Source organism: Phytoplasma sp. (genome assembly GCF_035187685.1).
GTDB lineage: Bacteria > Bacillota_I > Bacilli_A > Acholeplasmatales > Acholeplasmataceae > Phytoplasma.
In genome coordinates this window covers 194,287-210,238 of the sequence record NZ_CP131022.1, presented here as the reverse complement: position 1 = coordinate 210,238, position 15,952 = coordinate 194,287, and the positions used below count along the sequence as shown (strand labels likewise).

Below are 15,952 nucleotides of genomic sequence, written 5' to 3'. Positions count from 1 at the left end.
TTTTTTGAGATTTTAAATTTACTTTTTTAAAAAAAGAAAATTTATCTAAAAAATAAGTTTTCTAGATAATAGATTAATTATTTAGAGACACTATTTAATAATTTAGACAGATGAGATTTATTCCTAGATATATAGTTTTTATGATAAATCTTTTTAGATTGACCTTTATCTAATTTCTTATTAATAGTATTAAAAAGAGAATTAACTTTATCTTTTTCTCCATTAGCAATACATTTATTAAAATTATTAATAAAAGTTTTTAAAGAAGATTTAAAGTTTTTTCGCAATAATCTACGTTTTTCATTAGTTCTAATACGTTTTTTTTGTTGTTTAATATTTGCCATCTTTTAAATATATCCTTTTTCATAAAATTATATTTTTTCTACACATTAATATTTTATAACATTATTTGTAATAATAACCAATATTATAATATAAAAAAACAATAATTTATTAAATTATAATTAATAAAGTAATATTTTATATATCGAGTTTTTATTTTAATGAGTAATTTTGAGTATTGGGGTCCCACCGGTTAAATATTAAAATTTAATGAAAAATATTGATAATAAAAGTTATTTATTAAACATTATCTATCTAAAAAATTTGCAGAAATGGCTTCATTTCAATCGTTTTTTTTTTTTTGATTTTAATTAAAAATAATTGTTTGAAATTTTTATGATTTATCTTGTTATAATAAAAACATAAAGATTTTAAAAATTTTTGAATTCACTAAATATAAAAAAAGAACACTTGCTTCGAAAATATTTTTAAAATTTATTATAAAAACAAAGCGAAAAGAGGAAATACCAAGTAAAAGTTTAAGATAAAAGTTTAAGATTTAAGTAAGTTTATAATATCTGTATTAGATTACATAATTATTGACTTCAAAGATTCAATTTTTTTTTAAAAAATTTTTTAATTTCATATTTTATCTTTAATTTTAAAAATTAATTTAATAAAATTTAAATTTATAGAAAGAATTTCAAATTTATATATGAACGATCAAAATATAAAACCAACAGCTAATTCGAAAATATTTGTCATAAGTATTGCCTTAATAATCATCACAGCTTTTGTTATAACTGGAAGTATTTGGAACTTAAAAAACTCAGAAATTCAAAACTTAAAAAAAAATAACGATACGAAAACTCAAGAATTAAAAAGCGTTAAACAAAAAGAAAAAGAAACACAAGAAAACCTAGAAAAATTACAAAAACAAAACCAACAAAAACCTGAATGGGATATTAATAAAGCAAAAGAATATCAATTAAAACCTAAGAATTTATTAAATATATTTTCATTAGACATAATTCTTGAAAATTATTCTTTAGAAGAATTATGTAATAAAGAAAAAGGTATTTCAGAAGAATTAAACAAACTTAATTTGAACAATGACAAAGAATTAAAAATTTTAAAAAATAAAGTAACAACTAAAAAACAATTTAAAAAATTAAAAAAACGTTTAAACCAAGAATTATTAATTCAATTATTAAAAAAAGCTGAATTTAATCCTTATCGTCTAATAATAGATTATAAAATGCCAGCAAATGAAGTAATAGTTGAAAAGGGTTTTACACAACAAGAATTAATAAAAAACATAATTATGAAAGATTTAAATGAAGAAATTTTAAAAACTTTGAATGTGAGTATTTCACAATTACTTGAAGCAAAGGTAACAGTACAACAATTACTTGAAGCAAAGGTAACAGTACAACAATTACTTGAAGCAAAGGTAACAGTACAACAATTACTTGAAGCAAAGGTAACAGTACAACAATTACTTGAAGCAAAGGTAAATAAAGAAGAAATAATTAAAAATGCATATTTAATACCTGATTTCCCTAAATATATAAATTCATTTCAAATATCGATAAAAGAAGCAAGCAATATTAAAACAAAAGATAACCAAAATATGTTTTCAACAGAACAATTGATATTCGATATATTTAATGAAGCCAAAGCAGAAGAATTCATTCAAAATCAAGTTAACATTATAACATTTATTCAACAAGAAACACAACAAGAAAAACTAACAAGAATTAAAAAAAGATTTACAGCTCAAGATTTAAAAAATGTTAGTTGGCAAGATAATGAAAATACTTATAAATTAACTAATGAAAACCTGTTAAAGATAGGTTATACTGAGGAAGAATTAAAATAAAAATATTTTTTAAATAATTAAAAAAAAGAAAATATCATTAACAATATTTTCTTTTTTTTTTTTTTTATTCGATTGTTAAAATAAATAATAATCATCTTATTTGTTTATTTTAACAATATCGATAAATAAAATACGTTTTAATAATTTTTATTCTCGGCTGCCCTCTTTAAACTCTATAAAGTATGAGAAATTTATTATTTAAGATTATTATAAATAAGTCCTTTTATCTAAACCTTACGAAAAATTTTCCGTATCAGTATAACTTCTTCCTCAGTATAACCTATCTTTAACAGGTTTTCATTAGTTAATTTATAAGTATTTTCATTATCTTGCCAACTAACATTTTTTAAATCTTGAGCTGTAAATCTTTTTTTAATTCTTGTTAGTTTTTCTTGTTGTGTTTCTTGTTGAATAAATGTTATAATGTTAACTTGATTTTGAATGAATTCTTCTGCTTTGGCTTCATTAAATATATCGAATATCAATTGTTCTGTTGAAAACATATTTTGGTTATCTTTTGTTTTAATATTGCTTGCTTCTTTTATCGATATTTGAAATGAATTTATATATTTAGGGAAATCAGGTATTAAATATGCATTTTTAATTATTTCTTCTTTATTTACCTTTGCTTCAAGTAATTGTTGTACTGTTACCTTTGCTTCAAGTAATTGTTGTACTGTTACCTTTGCTTCAAGTAATTGTTGTACTGTTACCTTTGCTTCAAGTAATTGTTGTACTGTTACCTTTGCTTCAAGTAATTGTGAAATACTCACATTCAAAGTTTTTAAAATTTCTTCATTTAAATCTTTCATAATTATGTTTTTTATTAATTCTTGTTGTGTAAAACCCTTTTCAACTATTACTTCATTTGCTGGCATTTTATAATCTATTATTAGACGATAAGGATTAAATTCAGCTTTTTTTAATAATTGAATTAATAATTCTTGGTTTAAACGTTTTTTTAATTTTTTAAATTGTTTTTTAGTTGTTACTTTATTTTTTAAAATTTTTAATTCTTTGTCATTGTTCAAATTAAGTTTGTTTAATTCTTCTGAAATACCTTTTTCTTTATTACATAATTCTTCTAAAGAATAATTTTCAAGAATTATGTCTAATGAAAATATATTTAATAAATTCTTAGGTTTTAATTGATATTCTTTTGCTTTATTAATATCCCATTCAGGTTTTTGTTGGTTTTGTTTTTGTAATTTTTCTAGGTTTTCTTGTGTTTCTTTTTCTTTTTGTTTAACGCTTTTTAATTCTTGAGTTTTCGTATCGTTATTTTTTTTTAAGTTTTGAATTTCTGAGTTTTTTAAGTTCCAAATACTTCCAGTTATAACAAAAGCTGTGATGATTATTAAGGCAATACTTATGACAAATATTTTCGAATTAGCTGTTGGTTTTATATTTTGATCGTTCATATATAAATTTGAAAAATATTTTAATACTTAAAATATTAACTATTTTTTAATATATAATATTTTAAGTATTAAAATTAAATAAAGTATAATATTAAATAAGAGGTTTATTTTATAAAAAAATGAAAAAAATAACAAAAATATCAGCTAACTTGATCACTCTTTTTAGAATTTTTTTAGTTTTCTTTATGTTACCTTTTTTATTTATAAAATCAAAAAATAATCCATCAGACAACCAATTGAGAATTTATTTTGTCTTCATTTTTCTTTTAGCATCTCTTACAGATTTTCTAGATGGTTATATAGCTAAAAAATTCCAACAACAAACTGTCTTCGGTAAATTTTTCGATCCTATTGCTGATAAATTATTAATTATTGTTTCTTTTTTTTATATTTATATACTATGCGAAAACAATAAATTATTATCTGAAAACAGTTCTGTTCTAAATATTAAAAATATGGTGCTTAGTGTTTTGCTGATAAATATAATTAGAGACTTTTTAATAATGGGAGTTCGTCTAATGGCTTTTGAACAAAAAACTATTATAACTGCTTCTTTTTTAGGAAAATTAAAAACTATTTTTACTTTTGCTTCTATTTTATTCATTTTATTATCTCAACAAATCAAAAACATTACATATTTAGAAGAAATAACATTAATTTACACAATGAAAATTATATTAATCATTAATATTTTTTTAGTAATTTCGTCCGGAGCACACTATATCATTAAAAACTTTAAATTTATTACAAAAAATTTTTAATTCATATAAAAATAATTTTTAAAAAATTAAATCTTAAAAGGTGTTAAAAATGAATAAAGAAAACGAAACAAAAAATATTTTAGAACAAACATTAAAAGATATAGAAAAACGTTTTGGCAAAGGCAGCATAATGAAGCTTAATTCTGAAAAAATAAATAAACTTCAATCTATTTCCACTGGTTCTTTAAATTTAGATATAGCTTTAGAAATAGGCGGTTTACCAAAAGGTCGTATCATTGAACTGTATGGTCCAGAAAGTTCAGGCAAAACTACTTTAGCTTTACATGCTGTTGCTGAAGCTCAAAAAGCAGGCGGCAACGTTGCTTTTATAGATGTTGAAAATGCTTTAGATGCAAACTATGCTAAAAAAATTGGGGTTAACATAGATAGTTTTATAGTATCTCAACCTGACTCAGGAGAAAAAGCTTTAGATATCGTCGAATCTTTAATTAAAAGCGAAATTATAAGTTTAATAGTAGTCGATTCTGTAGCTGCTTTAGCTCCAGAAGCTGAATTAAAAGGCGAAAGCGGAGATTCTTTTATGGGGCTTCAAGCTAGAATGATGGGTCAAGCAATGCGGAAACAATCAACAATTGTTTCTAAAACTAATACTACTGTCATTTATATCAATCAGTTAAGAGAAAAAGTAGGAATGATCTATGGAAGTCCCGAAGTTACTCCTGGAGGAAAAGCCTTAAAATATTTTGCTTCCTTAAGACTTGACATCAGAAGAGCTGAACTTATTAAAGAAGAAAATAATATTATAGGGATTAGATCTAACGTCAAAATTGTCAAATCCAAAATTTCATCTCCCTTTAAAATGGCTAGTTTCGATATAATTTACGGTAAAGGAATTTCTAAAATAGGAGAGTTGTTAGATTTATCAATTGATTTAGGTTTTATCGAAAAAAGCGGTTCTTGGTTTGCTTATCAAAACAAAAACATTGGTCAAGGTAGAGAAAAAGCTAAAGAATTCTTAAGTCAAAATACAAAAATTGCTGAAGAATTAGAAAATAAAATCAAAAAACATCATAAATTAATTTAAATCCAAATAAGTAAAGGAATAAACAAAAATGAATGAACTTGACAAATACAAAGGCGCTAATTGGAATGAATTCGAAGATGAATATACACAACACTTTTACGAACAAAATTTGAGTCAATTTTGGCGTCCCGAAGATATTAGTTTACAAAGCGATCTGCATATATGGCAAAAATTAAGTCCTCAAGAAAAAGAAGCTTATTCACGTAACTTATTAATTTTAACTTTTTTAGATACTTATCAAGGAGATATTGGAATGCCTACTATTTTACGTTCTTGTCTACCTTGGGAACATCAAAAAAAAGCTACTCTTAATTTTATGGGAGCCATGGAAAACGCAGTTCATGCTAAAAGTTATTCTAATATTTTTATGACTTTTTTAAATAAAAAAGACATTAAAAAATTATTCAAATGGGGTGAAAACCAACAGAATGTCCAAAATATTTTAAAAAAAATCGTTGATATTTATGAAGAATTAGAACAAAATATTTTGCAACATAAAATTCATAGTCTTGAATTGAATAACGAAAAAATAAATATCATTAAATGGAAAGCTATGGTAGCCTCTGTTTTTTTAGAAACTTGGTTATTTTATTGTGGTTTTTATTATCCTTTATATTTTTATGGTCAAGGTATGTTAATGCAAGCAGGAGAAATGATTAATTTAATTATTAGAGATGAAAGTGTTCATGGCGCTTATATAGGACGATTAGCCAAAGAATTATATTATGATTTCTCTAAAGAACAACAAGTAGATTTAGAAAAATGGTTGCATTCTTTACTAGACGAATTATACCAAGAGCAAACGAACTTAACTTCAATTATGTATAAAACAGTTGGATTAGTAGATGATGTTAATGCTTTTGTTCGTTATAACGCTAATAAAGCTCTTTTGAGTTTAGGTTTTGCACAAAAATTTCCTTATGAAGCGATTAACCCTGTTATTATTAATGGCTTGAATACTGAAACTAAAACCATGGATAATTTCTCTATGAAGGGTAACGGATACCAAAAAATGGTATCTGAAAGTATCAAAGATGAAGATTTCTATTTTGATGATATTAATAAATAAAAATGATAAAATTTATTCAAAAAAGATTTAATTTTTAAACAAATAAAAAAAGAGAGCTATTATTTAATAAGCTCTCTTTTTTTATTTGTTTAATTTTTATTTTACTGGTGGTTTTCAATGGCAGGGATATCAGGATTCGAACCCGAACAAGCGGTTTTGGAGACCGTTATGCTACCGTTAACATCATATCCCTTTTGTAAAAATTATGGTACAGGTGACAGGACTTGAACCTGCACGCCTAAGCGCTAGATCCTAAGTCTAGTGCGTCTGCCATTCCGCCACACCTGCTTATTAAATTATCTTGTATATCATTTATATTTAAAATTGGCAGGCCCAGCTGGATTTGAACCAACGAATCACGGAGTCAAAGTCCGTTGCCTTACCACTTGGCTATGGGCCTTTATAAATAAGAAAAAATAATATTTATAAAAACATTATTTAATTGGGGCGGTTGATGGGAATCGAACCCACGCATAACGGCGCCACAAGCCGTGGCGTTAACCACTTCGCCACAACCGCCATTTGTTTTATATTTTTATTAATGTAATTATATATTCGAAAACATATATAACATCTATTATTATACATTAATAATAATATTTATCAAAAACAAAAATTATTATTTTAAAAATAAAAAAATATTGTTTTTTTTAAAAAAAATTGTTATAATTTAATTGCACTTATTTATGAATGAATTTTTTCTAAGATTTCATTCGAACAATAAGCGTTTTCAATTCAAAACAATTTAATATATAAAGGAGTTGAATTTATAATGTCTGTTGTTGGATTAATTAATAGAAATCAAGATTTACTAGAAAATTTATTTGAAGATTTTAAAAATAATTCTTTCTTTGATAATTCTCATTTTTTAATGAAAACCGACATCAAAGAATATAATGATCATTATATTTTAACAACTGAATTACCAGGGTTTACAAAAGAAGAAGTTAAAATTTCTTTAGATAATGGTTATTTAATTTTAGAAGCTGTACCTTCTAACAAAAAAGAAGAAAAAATGGAAAAATGTAATTATCTCAAAAAAGAAAGAATAACAGGAGTTATTAGACGTAGTTTTAATTTAGGAGAACAGTTTAATATTAAAGATATCCAAGGTAATTTAGAAAACGGTTTATTAATATTAAAAATTAAGAAAAAACAAGAAGAAGTTAAACCTAAAGAATATTTAGAATTAAAATAAAAAATAAATAAAAAATAAATAAAAAAAGAAAACAAAAAATTAATTAAATCTTTTGTTTTCTTTTTGTTTATTTACCAAAAAATTCTTAACAAAATTTAAATCTTGAGGATTTATATATAAAGCATTTTTATGAGAATCATAATAAGATTTATTTTCATTATTAATCATTTTATTCAACATAAACAACTGAACATTTTCAAAGTCAGAAATTTTGTCAAATATTTCTTTTAAAGTTTCTGGCAAATGATCATTTGTTTCACCAGTATTATTTTTATTTTGAAAATTATTATTTCCAGATAGTCTTTGTATCTCTTTTTCTAATGAAACAATTTTTTGTTCTAATTTATATAGTTCGAATTTTTCTTCCATTTTATTTTGATGTAATTTTTGATTTAATTCTAATTGCAATAAATTATTCTGTTGTAATTGTTGATTTTTGTTATTATATTCTCGTTGTTTTAATTCTATCATTTTCAATTCAATTAAACTTAAATTTGCGTTAGGCGTAGGTGGACTATTATTTATAGAAATATTAGAAGTTTTTGTACTTTCGCTATCTTTGGTTTTTTCTTTCGGAAACAAATTAAAATTATTCATCAAAAAATTAAAATTAAATTTTATAATAAAAAATACAAATTGACACATTTTAAAAATTAAAAATAAAATAGGCCCGGATAAAACTAAAATCAATACAACTATTCCAAAAATGTGCCAACCATTTAATGTATCATAAAATTTTTTAAATTCCTCTAACAATTTAAACACTTCTCCTTTTTTCTATATATTAAATAAAAGAGAAAAACGATTTAATAAAGAAATTGGTTTATACTTAAAATGTTATAATAAAATATATAAATTTATATTTTAAAATTTTATTATAATTTTTTTCATAATTTCATTATATACATAAATTGTAACATATTATAAACTAATATACTTATAATAAAAGAAAATCATTATTATAACATAAAATTAAAAAGAAAGTGTTGTGTCATTAAAACATGAAATTCCAAAATATCAAAAAATTTCAAAATGGTTTTAAAGAATTCATAAATAAAGGTGATATTTTAAAATTAGCTATTGCTTTCATTATGGGGCAATTATTTACTAAAGTAATTAGTTCTTTATCCAACGATATTATCATGCCGCCAATTAATTTATTATTAAATGAAAATTCTATTAAAGATTGGAAATTTCAATTAAAAAATTCTATTTACATTAATTATGGTAATTTTATTCAAATTTCATTTGAATTTTTATTAGTGTCTTTAATTATATACACAATATTAATTTTTGTTCAACAAAAATTAATAAAAAAAAATGATACTAATCAAAAAACAAATCCACCTAAAGCAGAAATATATACTAAATTAGAATCATTAGAAAAAGAACAAATAGAAACTTTAAAAGAAATCAAAAACATTTTAGACAAAAAATTGAAATAAAAAATTTTAAATTTTTTATTTCAATTTTTTTATTTAATAAAATTTTCTTACAAATAATTAAATTAAAGTGTTTACATAAAAGCCAAAACCTTTAGAACCTAAATGAACAGCAATTATAGGCGAAACAGGTCCATACATAGAAATCTTTATGCTAGGATCGTTTAATTTGCTAATTTCTTGAATTAATTCTTTTAAATAAATATCATCTTCTACGTACATCATTTTCAATTCTATAGGCTCTTTAGAAACTGAATCTTTAAATTTTAAAATACATTTTATCAAATATAAAAAACAATTTTTCCGAAGTCTAACATTTTTTTCAATTGTAAAAATACCTTTTTGAAATTTTAAAATAGGTTTTATTTTTAAAAAATTACCAATAAAAAAATTAAATTTACTAATTCTTTTACTAATAACTAATTGTTTTAAATCATCTAAAGAAAAATAACAAATAGCTAATTTTAGCTCATCAATAACTTTACTAAAAATTTCTTTATAACTTAAATCAGTATTATAAACATATTTATGAATTTTTTTAATAGCAAACAACATTCCAGGACCAATATTTTCGCTATCAATTACCGTAATATTATTCTTATCTAAGATTTGTTTAGCTTTGCAAGCACTATTAAAAGTACCACTTAATTTTTGAGATATTGTTACACATACTATATGTTCATAACCTGCATCCAATTGTTTACGAAAAGCTTTTAGAAATAATTGTGGATTAGGTTGACTTGTAGTTATTTGTTGTTTTTTTTTTAAACAATCTAAAAAAAATGAATTATCTTTTTTATCTAAGCATTCTTTACCATTTAAAATAATAGACAAGGGCACGATACAAATATCATCTAAAAAATTTACATCTATATTGTCGCCTATAGTAGAATCCACTACAAAACCTATTTTTTTGTTGTTTTTGACATTCATATTTCATCAAAACTCCTTTTAATAATATAAACCAAAATAAAATATATTTTCAAAATCATAAATTAATGTTATGAAATAAGAATTAACATGAAATATTTAAAATAATACTCTTTGCTAAAATAAATTAGAAATAACTTGTTATCTTTTGTGAACAACTAAAATACTAAAATATCTAAATATAAAAATATCACAATTTTTTATTTTTCAAATTTTGCATCTATCAAAATAAAATAATAAACAAAATTATATTAAATAAAATATAAAAGAGTTTATCAATTTAATGAAATAATTTAAAAAGAAATATAAATCAAAAAAATTATTTACAATATAAAAATAAAAATTTATTATAAAAACCTTTTTTCAATAATCGATTTAAAAAAGCTATATATAACTAAAACAAAAATTTCAAAAATTACATCCTAATTTTTTATTTAAACCTGAATTTCAAAATTTATTTTTGTTTCATGAAATAAAATAAGAAAATATTTATGATATATCGTTGAAATATTTTTTATATTTCTGAAATTATTTATACCCATCATATTTATTGTTAAGTTATTAATTTTTTTGTCTTAAAATAGAAAACAATTCTACTAAAAGACAAAAAAATCATAAAATAACAAAACAAAAAGTTAAAAAAATATTTATTATTTTAATTTTTTTGTATATTATTGTCATATGTTAAATATTAATAAATTTTTAATTTGATATATTAAGATAAAATCAAAATATTTTATTTATAAAAATAATAATTTTGTTTAACATAAAACAAAATTATTTTGAATGTTTTTAAATAAAAAAATAAAAATCAAAAACATCAATTATTTATTATAAAACTCGACAATTAATTGTTCATTAATATCTGTTAAAAATTCATTTCTTTTTGGATATCTAATATATTTACCGATTAAATTTTTCTCATCTAAAGAAACATATTCCGGTTTATGATGTTTTTTTTGCAACAAAGCCGTTTTAATAATTTCTAAATTTTGAGATTTTTCTCTAATAGAAATGCGCTGTCCTGGTTTTACACAATAAGAACTTATATCTACTTTATGAGAATCTACTAAAATATGACCATGCGAAATTAATTGCTTCGCTTGCGCTCTTGTTTTAGCTAAATTCAAACGAAAAACAATATTATCTAAACGAGATTCTAATAAAATCAAAAAATTTTCTCCATGAACGCCTTGTAATTTAGAGGAATTACGAAAAAATCTTTTAAATTGTTTTTCTGAAACACCATAGACAAAACGTACTTTTTGTTTTTCTTTTAATTGAATACTAAAATTACTTTTATCTTTTTTCTTTTTATATTTAACTAAATTATTATCTTTAATGACTAATTCTTTTCCTGTTTCAGATAAAGAATATTCTAGACGTCGAGAAACTTTCCAACTTGGATTTGTATAACGAGACATTTTTAAAATAAACTCCTTTTTTTAAATTTATATAAAACTCTTTTAAAAATATAAGAATACTTAACAAAAGATATAAAAATTTTTTTATAATTAAAAAATAATAGAATTATTTTTTTTAATCTTATTGCTATTTACAATTAAAAAAATTATAATTTTGAATATAAACAAATATTTATTTCATCATCTCTTATATTATAAAATAAAAAATAACTAATCAGTGATTTTTTAAAAAAAATACATAAAATAATTAAATTACAAACTTGAACTTTTAATTCTTACAATTAAATTTTTGGGATTATATTCAAATAAAAAGATAATAATAAAACAAAATACAAAAAGAAACACAAAAGAAAATACAAAAGGTAAAATTTTTTTTAATTGACTTTGTATCAATAAACTTAAAATGTCTATTTCTTTTGGCAAAGACACTGGAGCAAAATAAGAAGCAAAATTATCGTTTTTTTTATTAATGCCTACAAAACAACCATCATGATCAAAATAAAACAAATTAAATTTTGATTTTTTTGTAGTCAAATCAAAAACAGAATCACAAAGAAAAATATCTTTATCTTTATAACTTACAACACTTTTTAACATGTGTGGGTAATAAGAATCATCATCATTATTTAAAAAAAAGATTTCTTCTCCTAATTTTAAATCTTCTGTAGAACGATTTAAAACAACATCATAAACATCTGAAGATTCAAAAGTAATCAAAATTAAATCATCATTAGGTAAAAAATTTCTTATATCGCCTGTTTCTTTTTTGTATTTGCCGTTATGATAAGTAATTATTCCTACTTGATTATCAAAAATATTTTTAACTGATTTTATAGTAGAATCTAAAAAACCATCTGCATGTATATAAGCGGATAAAACAAAATATAAAAATTTGTTATTCGATAATTGTTGTTTTTGAAAAATAATTCCATTGCCGTTAATATATTTATTATATTCGAAAAAAATAAAAGAATTTTTTATTTTTTGTAAAGTCATTAAATTGTTGTTTTTATTTATTTCATTATTATCGTTATTCGATGAAGAAGGATAATTTAATTCTAAAGACAAAAAAGGCTCATATATTTGTAATTTATCAATTTCATTAATATCATATTCTTTTAATTCAACTAAATCATCAGGTCCATTTTTACCAAAAATAATTTTGTTATTTTTTATATCATAACTTATTGTAATCGTTTCTTTAGTGGGATCAAAAAAAAATATTTGTTTTTGCCCATAAACACTAAGAATTAAATCAATTTTAAATTGAATATCTTGTGAATGTTTTAATTTACGAGAACTAATTGAATTTTTAGGCATTTTCTTCAAATAATTTAATAAATCTTTAAATACAATAGAAATACTTTGTCTATTAAAATTTTCTATTCCTAAATTTTGATTTTGAATAAAATCAAGGAAATGATCTGAATTTGTATCTGATGCAGGAATAAGGTCAACGATTGAACTTTGGGATTTTTGTTTTTGTAATTGTATTATTTCGTCAAATTTTCTTTTTATATGTTCAATATAAATACATTGAGAAATTCGATCCATAAGAGAATCTGAACTTAGAACAACGCTTTTATTCATTCCTATGATTTGACCTTCACTATTAAAAACAGGGCCACCACTATTACCTCCATCAATTTGAATATCAAACGCAATTTCTTTTGCATTAAAATAAACAATATTACCTTTTTTAAGTAAATTAGTTCCTATAAGTTTTTGATGATTTAATTTATGTGGATATTTATTATAATCATGAGGATTAAAAGTTAAATGTTCTTCTGGGACATCAGAAATTTGTGACCCCATACTATAAACTATTTGTCCTTGATTAATATTTATTTTTTTCTTTGGAAAAGCTTTATCTAAAATAGATTGTCTTTTTTCAAAATTCATTCGATCTGAATCTTCAAAAGTAACAACAGCTATATCATCATAAATATCTTTATTATTTATAGTTCCTAATAACTTCCCTGTTTTTACATTTTCATTAGGATGAAAAAGTTTAATTTGTAAATTTTGATATCGATATCTTAGATTATAAAATGATGATATAACGTGCCTATTAGTCAAAACATAATATTTATAATTACCATTGTCTGCTTTTTCGGCTTTATAAATAAAACCAGAACCTAAACTCAATACATTATTATGGCCATATATATCACTTGTTGTTAAAGCGATTAAAAAAGTAATTTGATCTAAATCTTTAATTTTATTATTTAAAGAATTGTCTAAAATTTTATCATCTTCATTGTATGTGTCTACAATATTGCGTTTACATTGAGAGAACTGATTTTTTTTCAAGAAAATGTGTTTAAACAAATAATCCCATAAATTTATTGTTTCGGGTTGAGGTTTTTTAGAAAAACCCAATAATAAACCTTTTTGATCCAAAAAAATTTTATTCTTTGTTCCTGTCTTTGATTTGATCTCAAAATAATAATCATTTTTTATTTCTGGATCATCATCAAAAGATTCGCATTGAGACAAATAAAAAAAAGAATTCGAAGTTATAATATGATTTATTATTCCTCCTGAATAATCTTGATCTGGTGCGGAAATACCTATAAATTCACCTTTAGTATTAAAAACAATTTTATTATTTTTACCTTTGAAAGAAACAAATAAATAATCATCACTATCTAAATTATAATCACGACTTACTATCCCTTCTTGAAAAGGGCTCATACCATTATCAATATCCAAAGAAAAAGCATAAACTATTTGACCTTTATAAAACCTATGAGGTTTAATATCAAAAATTGGTTTTTCACTTGAAAGATTAAAAATATTTTTTATTTGAGTTTGTAACCCTTTTATTATTCTTTCTTTTTCTTTTAAACCTTCAACATTGACTGAAGATAAATGTTGATTCTTTTTATATTCGTTAAAAACAATATCATCTTTGTTTAATTCAAACAAAAACCAATAGTAACACATTAAAAATAATAAAACAAAAATAAAAAAATTTTTTCTTTTTTTTTTCAAAAAAATACATATCCCTTTTTTTTTAAAAAACATCATCTTTTGAGATTAATCCATTTCATGTTTAATTTTTACTGTTTTTTTAAGACAAAATTATTATTCACTAGATTAATAATTTGAAATAGAAAAATTTGTTCAAAAAAATATACAAATTTATATATTTAATTTTTTATATAGATGAATTATGTTTAAGATTTTGTATATTGACTTTTTTAAAAAAAATAATAAAATAATATTAGCAGTCATTTTTGTGAGTGCTAAAAATAAATAATTTAAAAATTGAAAATGAAAAAATTTTAAAATACTCTTCTTAATAATAATATATTAATTAGGATTAATTTAATATTTTTTTTATATTAAATAAGATTTTTAATCTTGACTTTTAGAAAAAAAATAATAAAATAATATTAGCAGTCATTTTTGTGAGTGCTAGAATCAATAAACACTAGGTGGTGTTAAATTGCTTTCGAACCGAGAGAGATTAATTTTAAAGGCTTTAGTCGAAAATTATTCTAAAGAAACAAAACCTGTAGGTTCTGAATTATTATCAAAAATAACTTATTTAAAATATTCTAGCGCTACCATAAGATATGATATGCTTCAATTAGAAAAAAAAGGTTATTTAGAAAAAACTCACAAATCTAGCGGCAGAATTCCTTCTTTAAAAGGTTATATGTTTTATCTTAATAATTTAATGACTCGTACAAACGAAAATATCGAAGTTTTATCTTTATTTGAACAAATAATTCAAAAAAAAAGTTTAAATAAAGAAAAAATTGTCAAAGAAGTTTTAAAATTATTATGCGATTTAACTAATCACGCAATTATTAATATAAAACCTGATATTTTAAAAACAAGTAAAATTCAAAAAATTGATTTAATTTGTGTTAATGATAACCAAGCAATTATCTTTATTGCAACAAATAAAGGCAACTTACAACATCAAAATATCTTTTTAGATGAAGAACAAAATTTAAAAATTGAAGATTTAAAAAAAGTTATTAATATTTTTGATAAATTACTAATTGATAAGTATTTAAACGAAGCTTTAACAATTATTCAAAGTGAAATTTTTCAAAAAACAATTCAAAAACATATTAAATATCAAAAACAATTAATAAAATTTTTTTTAAAAGCTTTTCGTAATTTTTTCAATAATAACGCTTCTGTTTATGGTGTTAATAATTTTTTAACTTCTTATGAAGAAAAAAATATAAACGCCAAAGATATTTACGAAATTTTTGATAAAGAAAAATTAAGTAATTTGTTTTATGGTTCCAAAGAATTTGTTTGTAAATTAGCTAATCAAATTAGTTTAATCCCTTATAATAAAAAATTCATTTTTATTTCCGTTCCTTATAATATTAATGAAGATGAAAAAGGATTTATAGCTTTATTAGGTTCTCATATAACAAAATATCAAGAAATTATACCTATATTAGAATATTTATCAGCTCATATATCTAATTTATATGAGAAAAAATAAAATCTTAAATTTTATAAA

Annotated in this window: 13 protein-coding genes and 4 tRNA genes; 7 read left to right on the top strand and 10 right to left on the bottom strand. The window is 21.7% G+C overall.

The window, feature by feature from the left end; all coding sequences use genetic code 11:
* Positions 1-77: 77 nt before the first annotated feature.
* A complete protein-coding gene (gene rpsT / locus Q2306_RS00890; RefSeq protein ID WP_323847866.1) occupies positions 78-344 on the bottom strand; it encodes a 30S ribosomal protein S20 in 267 nt (88 codons plus the stop codon).
* 653 nt (positions 345-997) lie between these two features.
* On the opposite strand from rpsT, the gene Q2306_RS00885 reads away from it, so the two are divergent.
* Complete coding sequence (locus Q2306_RS00885; protein WP_323847865.1) at positions 998-2,164, top strand: hypothetical protein; 1,167 nt, start codon at positions 998-1,000, stop codon at positions 2,162-2,164.
* 227 nt (positions 2,165-2,391) lie between these two features.
* Here Q2306_RS00885 and Q2306_RS00880 read toward each other — a convergent pair whose 3' ends face one another.
* Positions 2,392-3,585 carry a hypothetical protein gene (locus Q2306_RS00880; RefSeq protein WP_323847864.1) on the bottom strand — a complete coding sequence of 398 codons (1,194 nt, stop codon included), beginning with the start codon at positions 3,583-3,585 and terminating at the stop codon, positions 2,392-2,394.
* 119 nt (positions 3,586-3,704) lie between these two features.
* On the opposite strand from Q2306_RS00880, the gene Q2306_RS00875 reads away from it, so the two are divergent.
* The 3 genes from Q2306_RS00875 to nrdF are packed head-to-tail and all read left to right on the top strand — an operon-like array spanning position 3,705 to position 6,460.
* Entirely contained in the window at positions 3,705-4,346 is a 642-nt protein-coding gene (locus Q2306_RS00875) for a CDP-alcohol phosphatidyltransferase family protein (RefSeq protein ID WP_323847863.1), read from the top strand.
* 49 nt (positions 4,347-4,395) lie between these two features.
* Positions 4,396-5,391: a recombinase RecA gene (gene recA, locus Q2306_RS00870; RefSeq protein WP_323847862.1), complete on the top strand. Its 996-nt coding sequence runs from the start codon at positions 4,396-4,398 to the stop codon at positions 5,389-5,391.
* 28 nt (positions 5,392-5,419) lie between these two features.
* Positions 5,420-6,460, top strand: a complete 1,041-nt coding sequence (nrdF, locus tag Q2306_RS00865; RefSeq protein WP_323847861.1) for a class 1b ribonucleoside-diphosphate reductase subunit beta — start codon at positions 5,420-5,422, stop codon at positions 6,458-6,460.
* Between the two features lie 118 nt (positions 6,461-6,578).
* Here the strand turns inward: nrdF and Q2306_RS00860 are convergent.
* The 4 genes from Q2306_RS00860 to Q2306_RS00845 all read right to left on the bottom strand — a co-directional run bounded on the left by Q2306_RS00860 (position 6,579) and on the right by Q2306_RS00845 (position 6,979).
* A tRNA-Trp gene (locus Q2306_RS00860) sits at positions 6,579-6,653 on the bottom strand.
* 13 nt (positions 6,654-6,666) lie between these two features.
* Positions 6,667-6,748 (bottom strand) — tRNA-Leu (locus tag Q2306_RS00855).
* Positions 6,749-6,785: 37 nt separating this feature from the next.
* Positions 6,786-6,860 (bottom strand) — tRNA-Gln (locus Q2306_RS00850).
* A 43-nt stretch (positions 6,861-6,903) separates the two neighbouring features.
* Positions 6,904-6,979, bottom strand: a tRNA-His gene (locus tag Q2306_RS00845).
* 253 nt (positions 6,980-7,232) lie between these two features.
* On the opposite strand from Q2306_RS00845, the gene Q2306_RS00840 reads away from it, so the two are divergent.
* On the top strand, positions 7,233-7,658 hold the full coding sequence (locus Q2306_RS00840) for an Hsp20 family protein (protein WP_323847860.1): 426 nt from the start codon (positions 7,233-7,235) through the stop codon (positions 7,656-7,658).
* A 39-nt stretch (positions 7,659-7,697) separates the two neighbouring features.
* Here Q2306_RS00840 and Q2306_RS00835 read toward each other — a convergent pair whose 3' ends face one another.
* Positions 7,698-8,423: a hypothetical protein gene (locus Q2306_RS00835; RefSeq protein WP_323847859.1), complete on the bottom strand. Its 726-nt coding sequence runs from the start codon at positions 8,421-8,423 to the stop codon at positions 7,698-7,700.
* Between the two features lie 236 nt (positions 8,424-8,659).
* Between Q2306_RS00835 and mscL the strand changes: the two genes are divergently transcribed.
* Positions 8,660-9,103, top strand: coding sequence for a large conductance mechanosensitive channel protein MscL (mscL, locus tag Q2306_RS00830; RefSeq protein ID WP_323847858.1), 444 nt, complete (start codon positions 8,660-8,662; stop codon positions 9,101-9,103).
* 57 nt (positions 9,104-9,160) lie between these two features.
* Here mscL and Q2306_RS00825 read toward each other — a convergent pair whose 3' ends face one another.
* From Q2306_RS00825 to Q2306_RS00815, 3 genes are all read right to left on the bottom strand, one after another.
* Positions 9,161-10,033, bottom strand: coding sequence for a DegV family protein (locus tag Q2306_RS00825; protein WP_323847857.1), 873 nt, complete (start codon positions 10,031-10,033; stop codon positions 9,161-9,163).
* Positions 10,034-10,854: 821 nt separating this feature from the next.
* Complete coding sequence (gene rpsD, locus Q2306_RS00820) at positions 10,855-11,454, bottom strand: 30S ribosomal protein S4 (protein WP_323847856.1); 600 nt, start codon at positions 11,452-11,454, stop codon at positions 10,855-10,857.
* 252 nt (positions 11,455-11,706) lie between these two features.
* Positions 11,707-14,451 carry a serine protease gene (locus tag Q2306_RS00815; RefSeq protein ID WP_323847855.1) on the bottom strand — a complete coding sequence of 915 codons (2,745 nt, stop codon included), beginning with the start codon at positions 14,449-14,451 and terminating at the stop codon, positions 11,707-11,709.
* A gap of 457 nt (positions 14,452-14,908) precedes the next feature.
* On the opposite strand from Q2306_RS00815, the gene hrcA reads away from it, so the two are divergent.
* Entirely contained in the window at positions 14,909-15,934 is a 1,026-nt protein-coding gene (hrcA, locus tag Q2306_RS00810) for a heat-inducible transcriptional repressor HrcA (RefSeq protein WP_323847854.1), read from the top strand.
* The last annotated feature ends 18 nt before the right edge of the window (positions 15,935-15,952 follow it).

Excerpts from the sequence above, each read along its gene's own strand:
- mscL (WP_323847858.1), top strand. The coding sequence starts at position 8,660 with ATGAAATTCCAAAATATCAAAAAATTTCAAAATGGTTTTAAAGAATTC.
- Q2306_RS00825 (WP_323847857.1), bottom strand. The coding sequence starts at position 10,033 with ATGAATGTCAAAAACAACAAAAAAATAGGTTTTGTAGTGGATTCTACT.
- recA (WP_323847862.1), top strand. The coding sequence starts at position 4,396 with ATGAATAAAGAAAACGAAACAAAAAATATTTTAGAACAAACATTAAAA.
- Q2306_RS00885 (WP_323847865.1), top strand. The coding sequence starts at position 998 with ATGAACGATCAAAATATAAAACCAACAGCTAATTCGAAAATATTTGTC.
- Q2306_RS00840 (WP_323847860.1), top strand. The coding sequence starts at position 7,233 with ATGTCTGTTGTTGGATTAATTAATAGAAATCAAGATTTACTAGAAAAT.
- rpsD (WP_323847856.1), bottom strand. The coding sequence starts at position 11,454 with ATGTCTCGTTATACAAATCCAAGTTGGAAAGTTTCTCGACGTCTAGAA.
- Q2306_RS00875 (WP_323847863.1), top strand. The coding sequence starts at position 3,705 with ATGAAAAAAATAACAAAAATATCAGCTAACTTGATCACTCTTTTTAGA.
- nrdF (WP_323847861.1), top strand. The coding sequence starts at position 5,420 with ATGAATGAACTTGACAAATACAAAGGCGCTAATTGGAATGAATTCGAA.
- Q2306_RS00880 (WP_323847864.1), bottom strand. The coding sequence starts at position 3,585 with ATGAACGATCAAAATATAAAACCAACAGCTAATTCGAAAATATTTGTC.
- rpsT (WP_323847866.1), bottom strand. The coding sequence starts at position 344 with ATGGCAAATATTAAACAACAAAAAAAACGTATTAGAACTAATGAAAAA.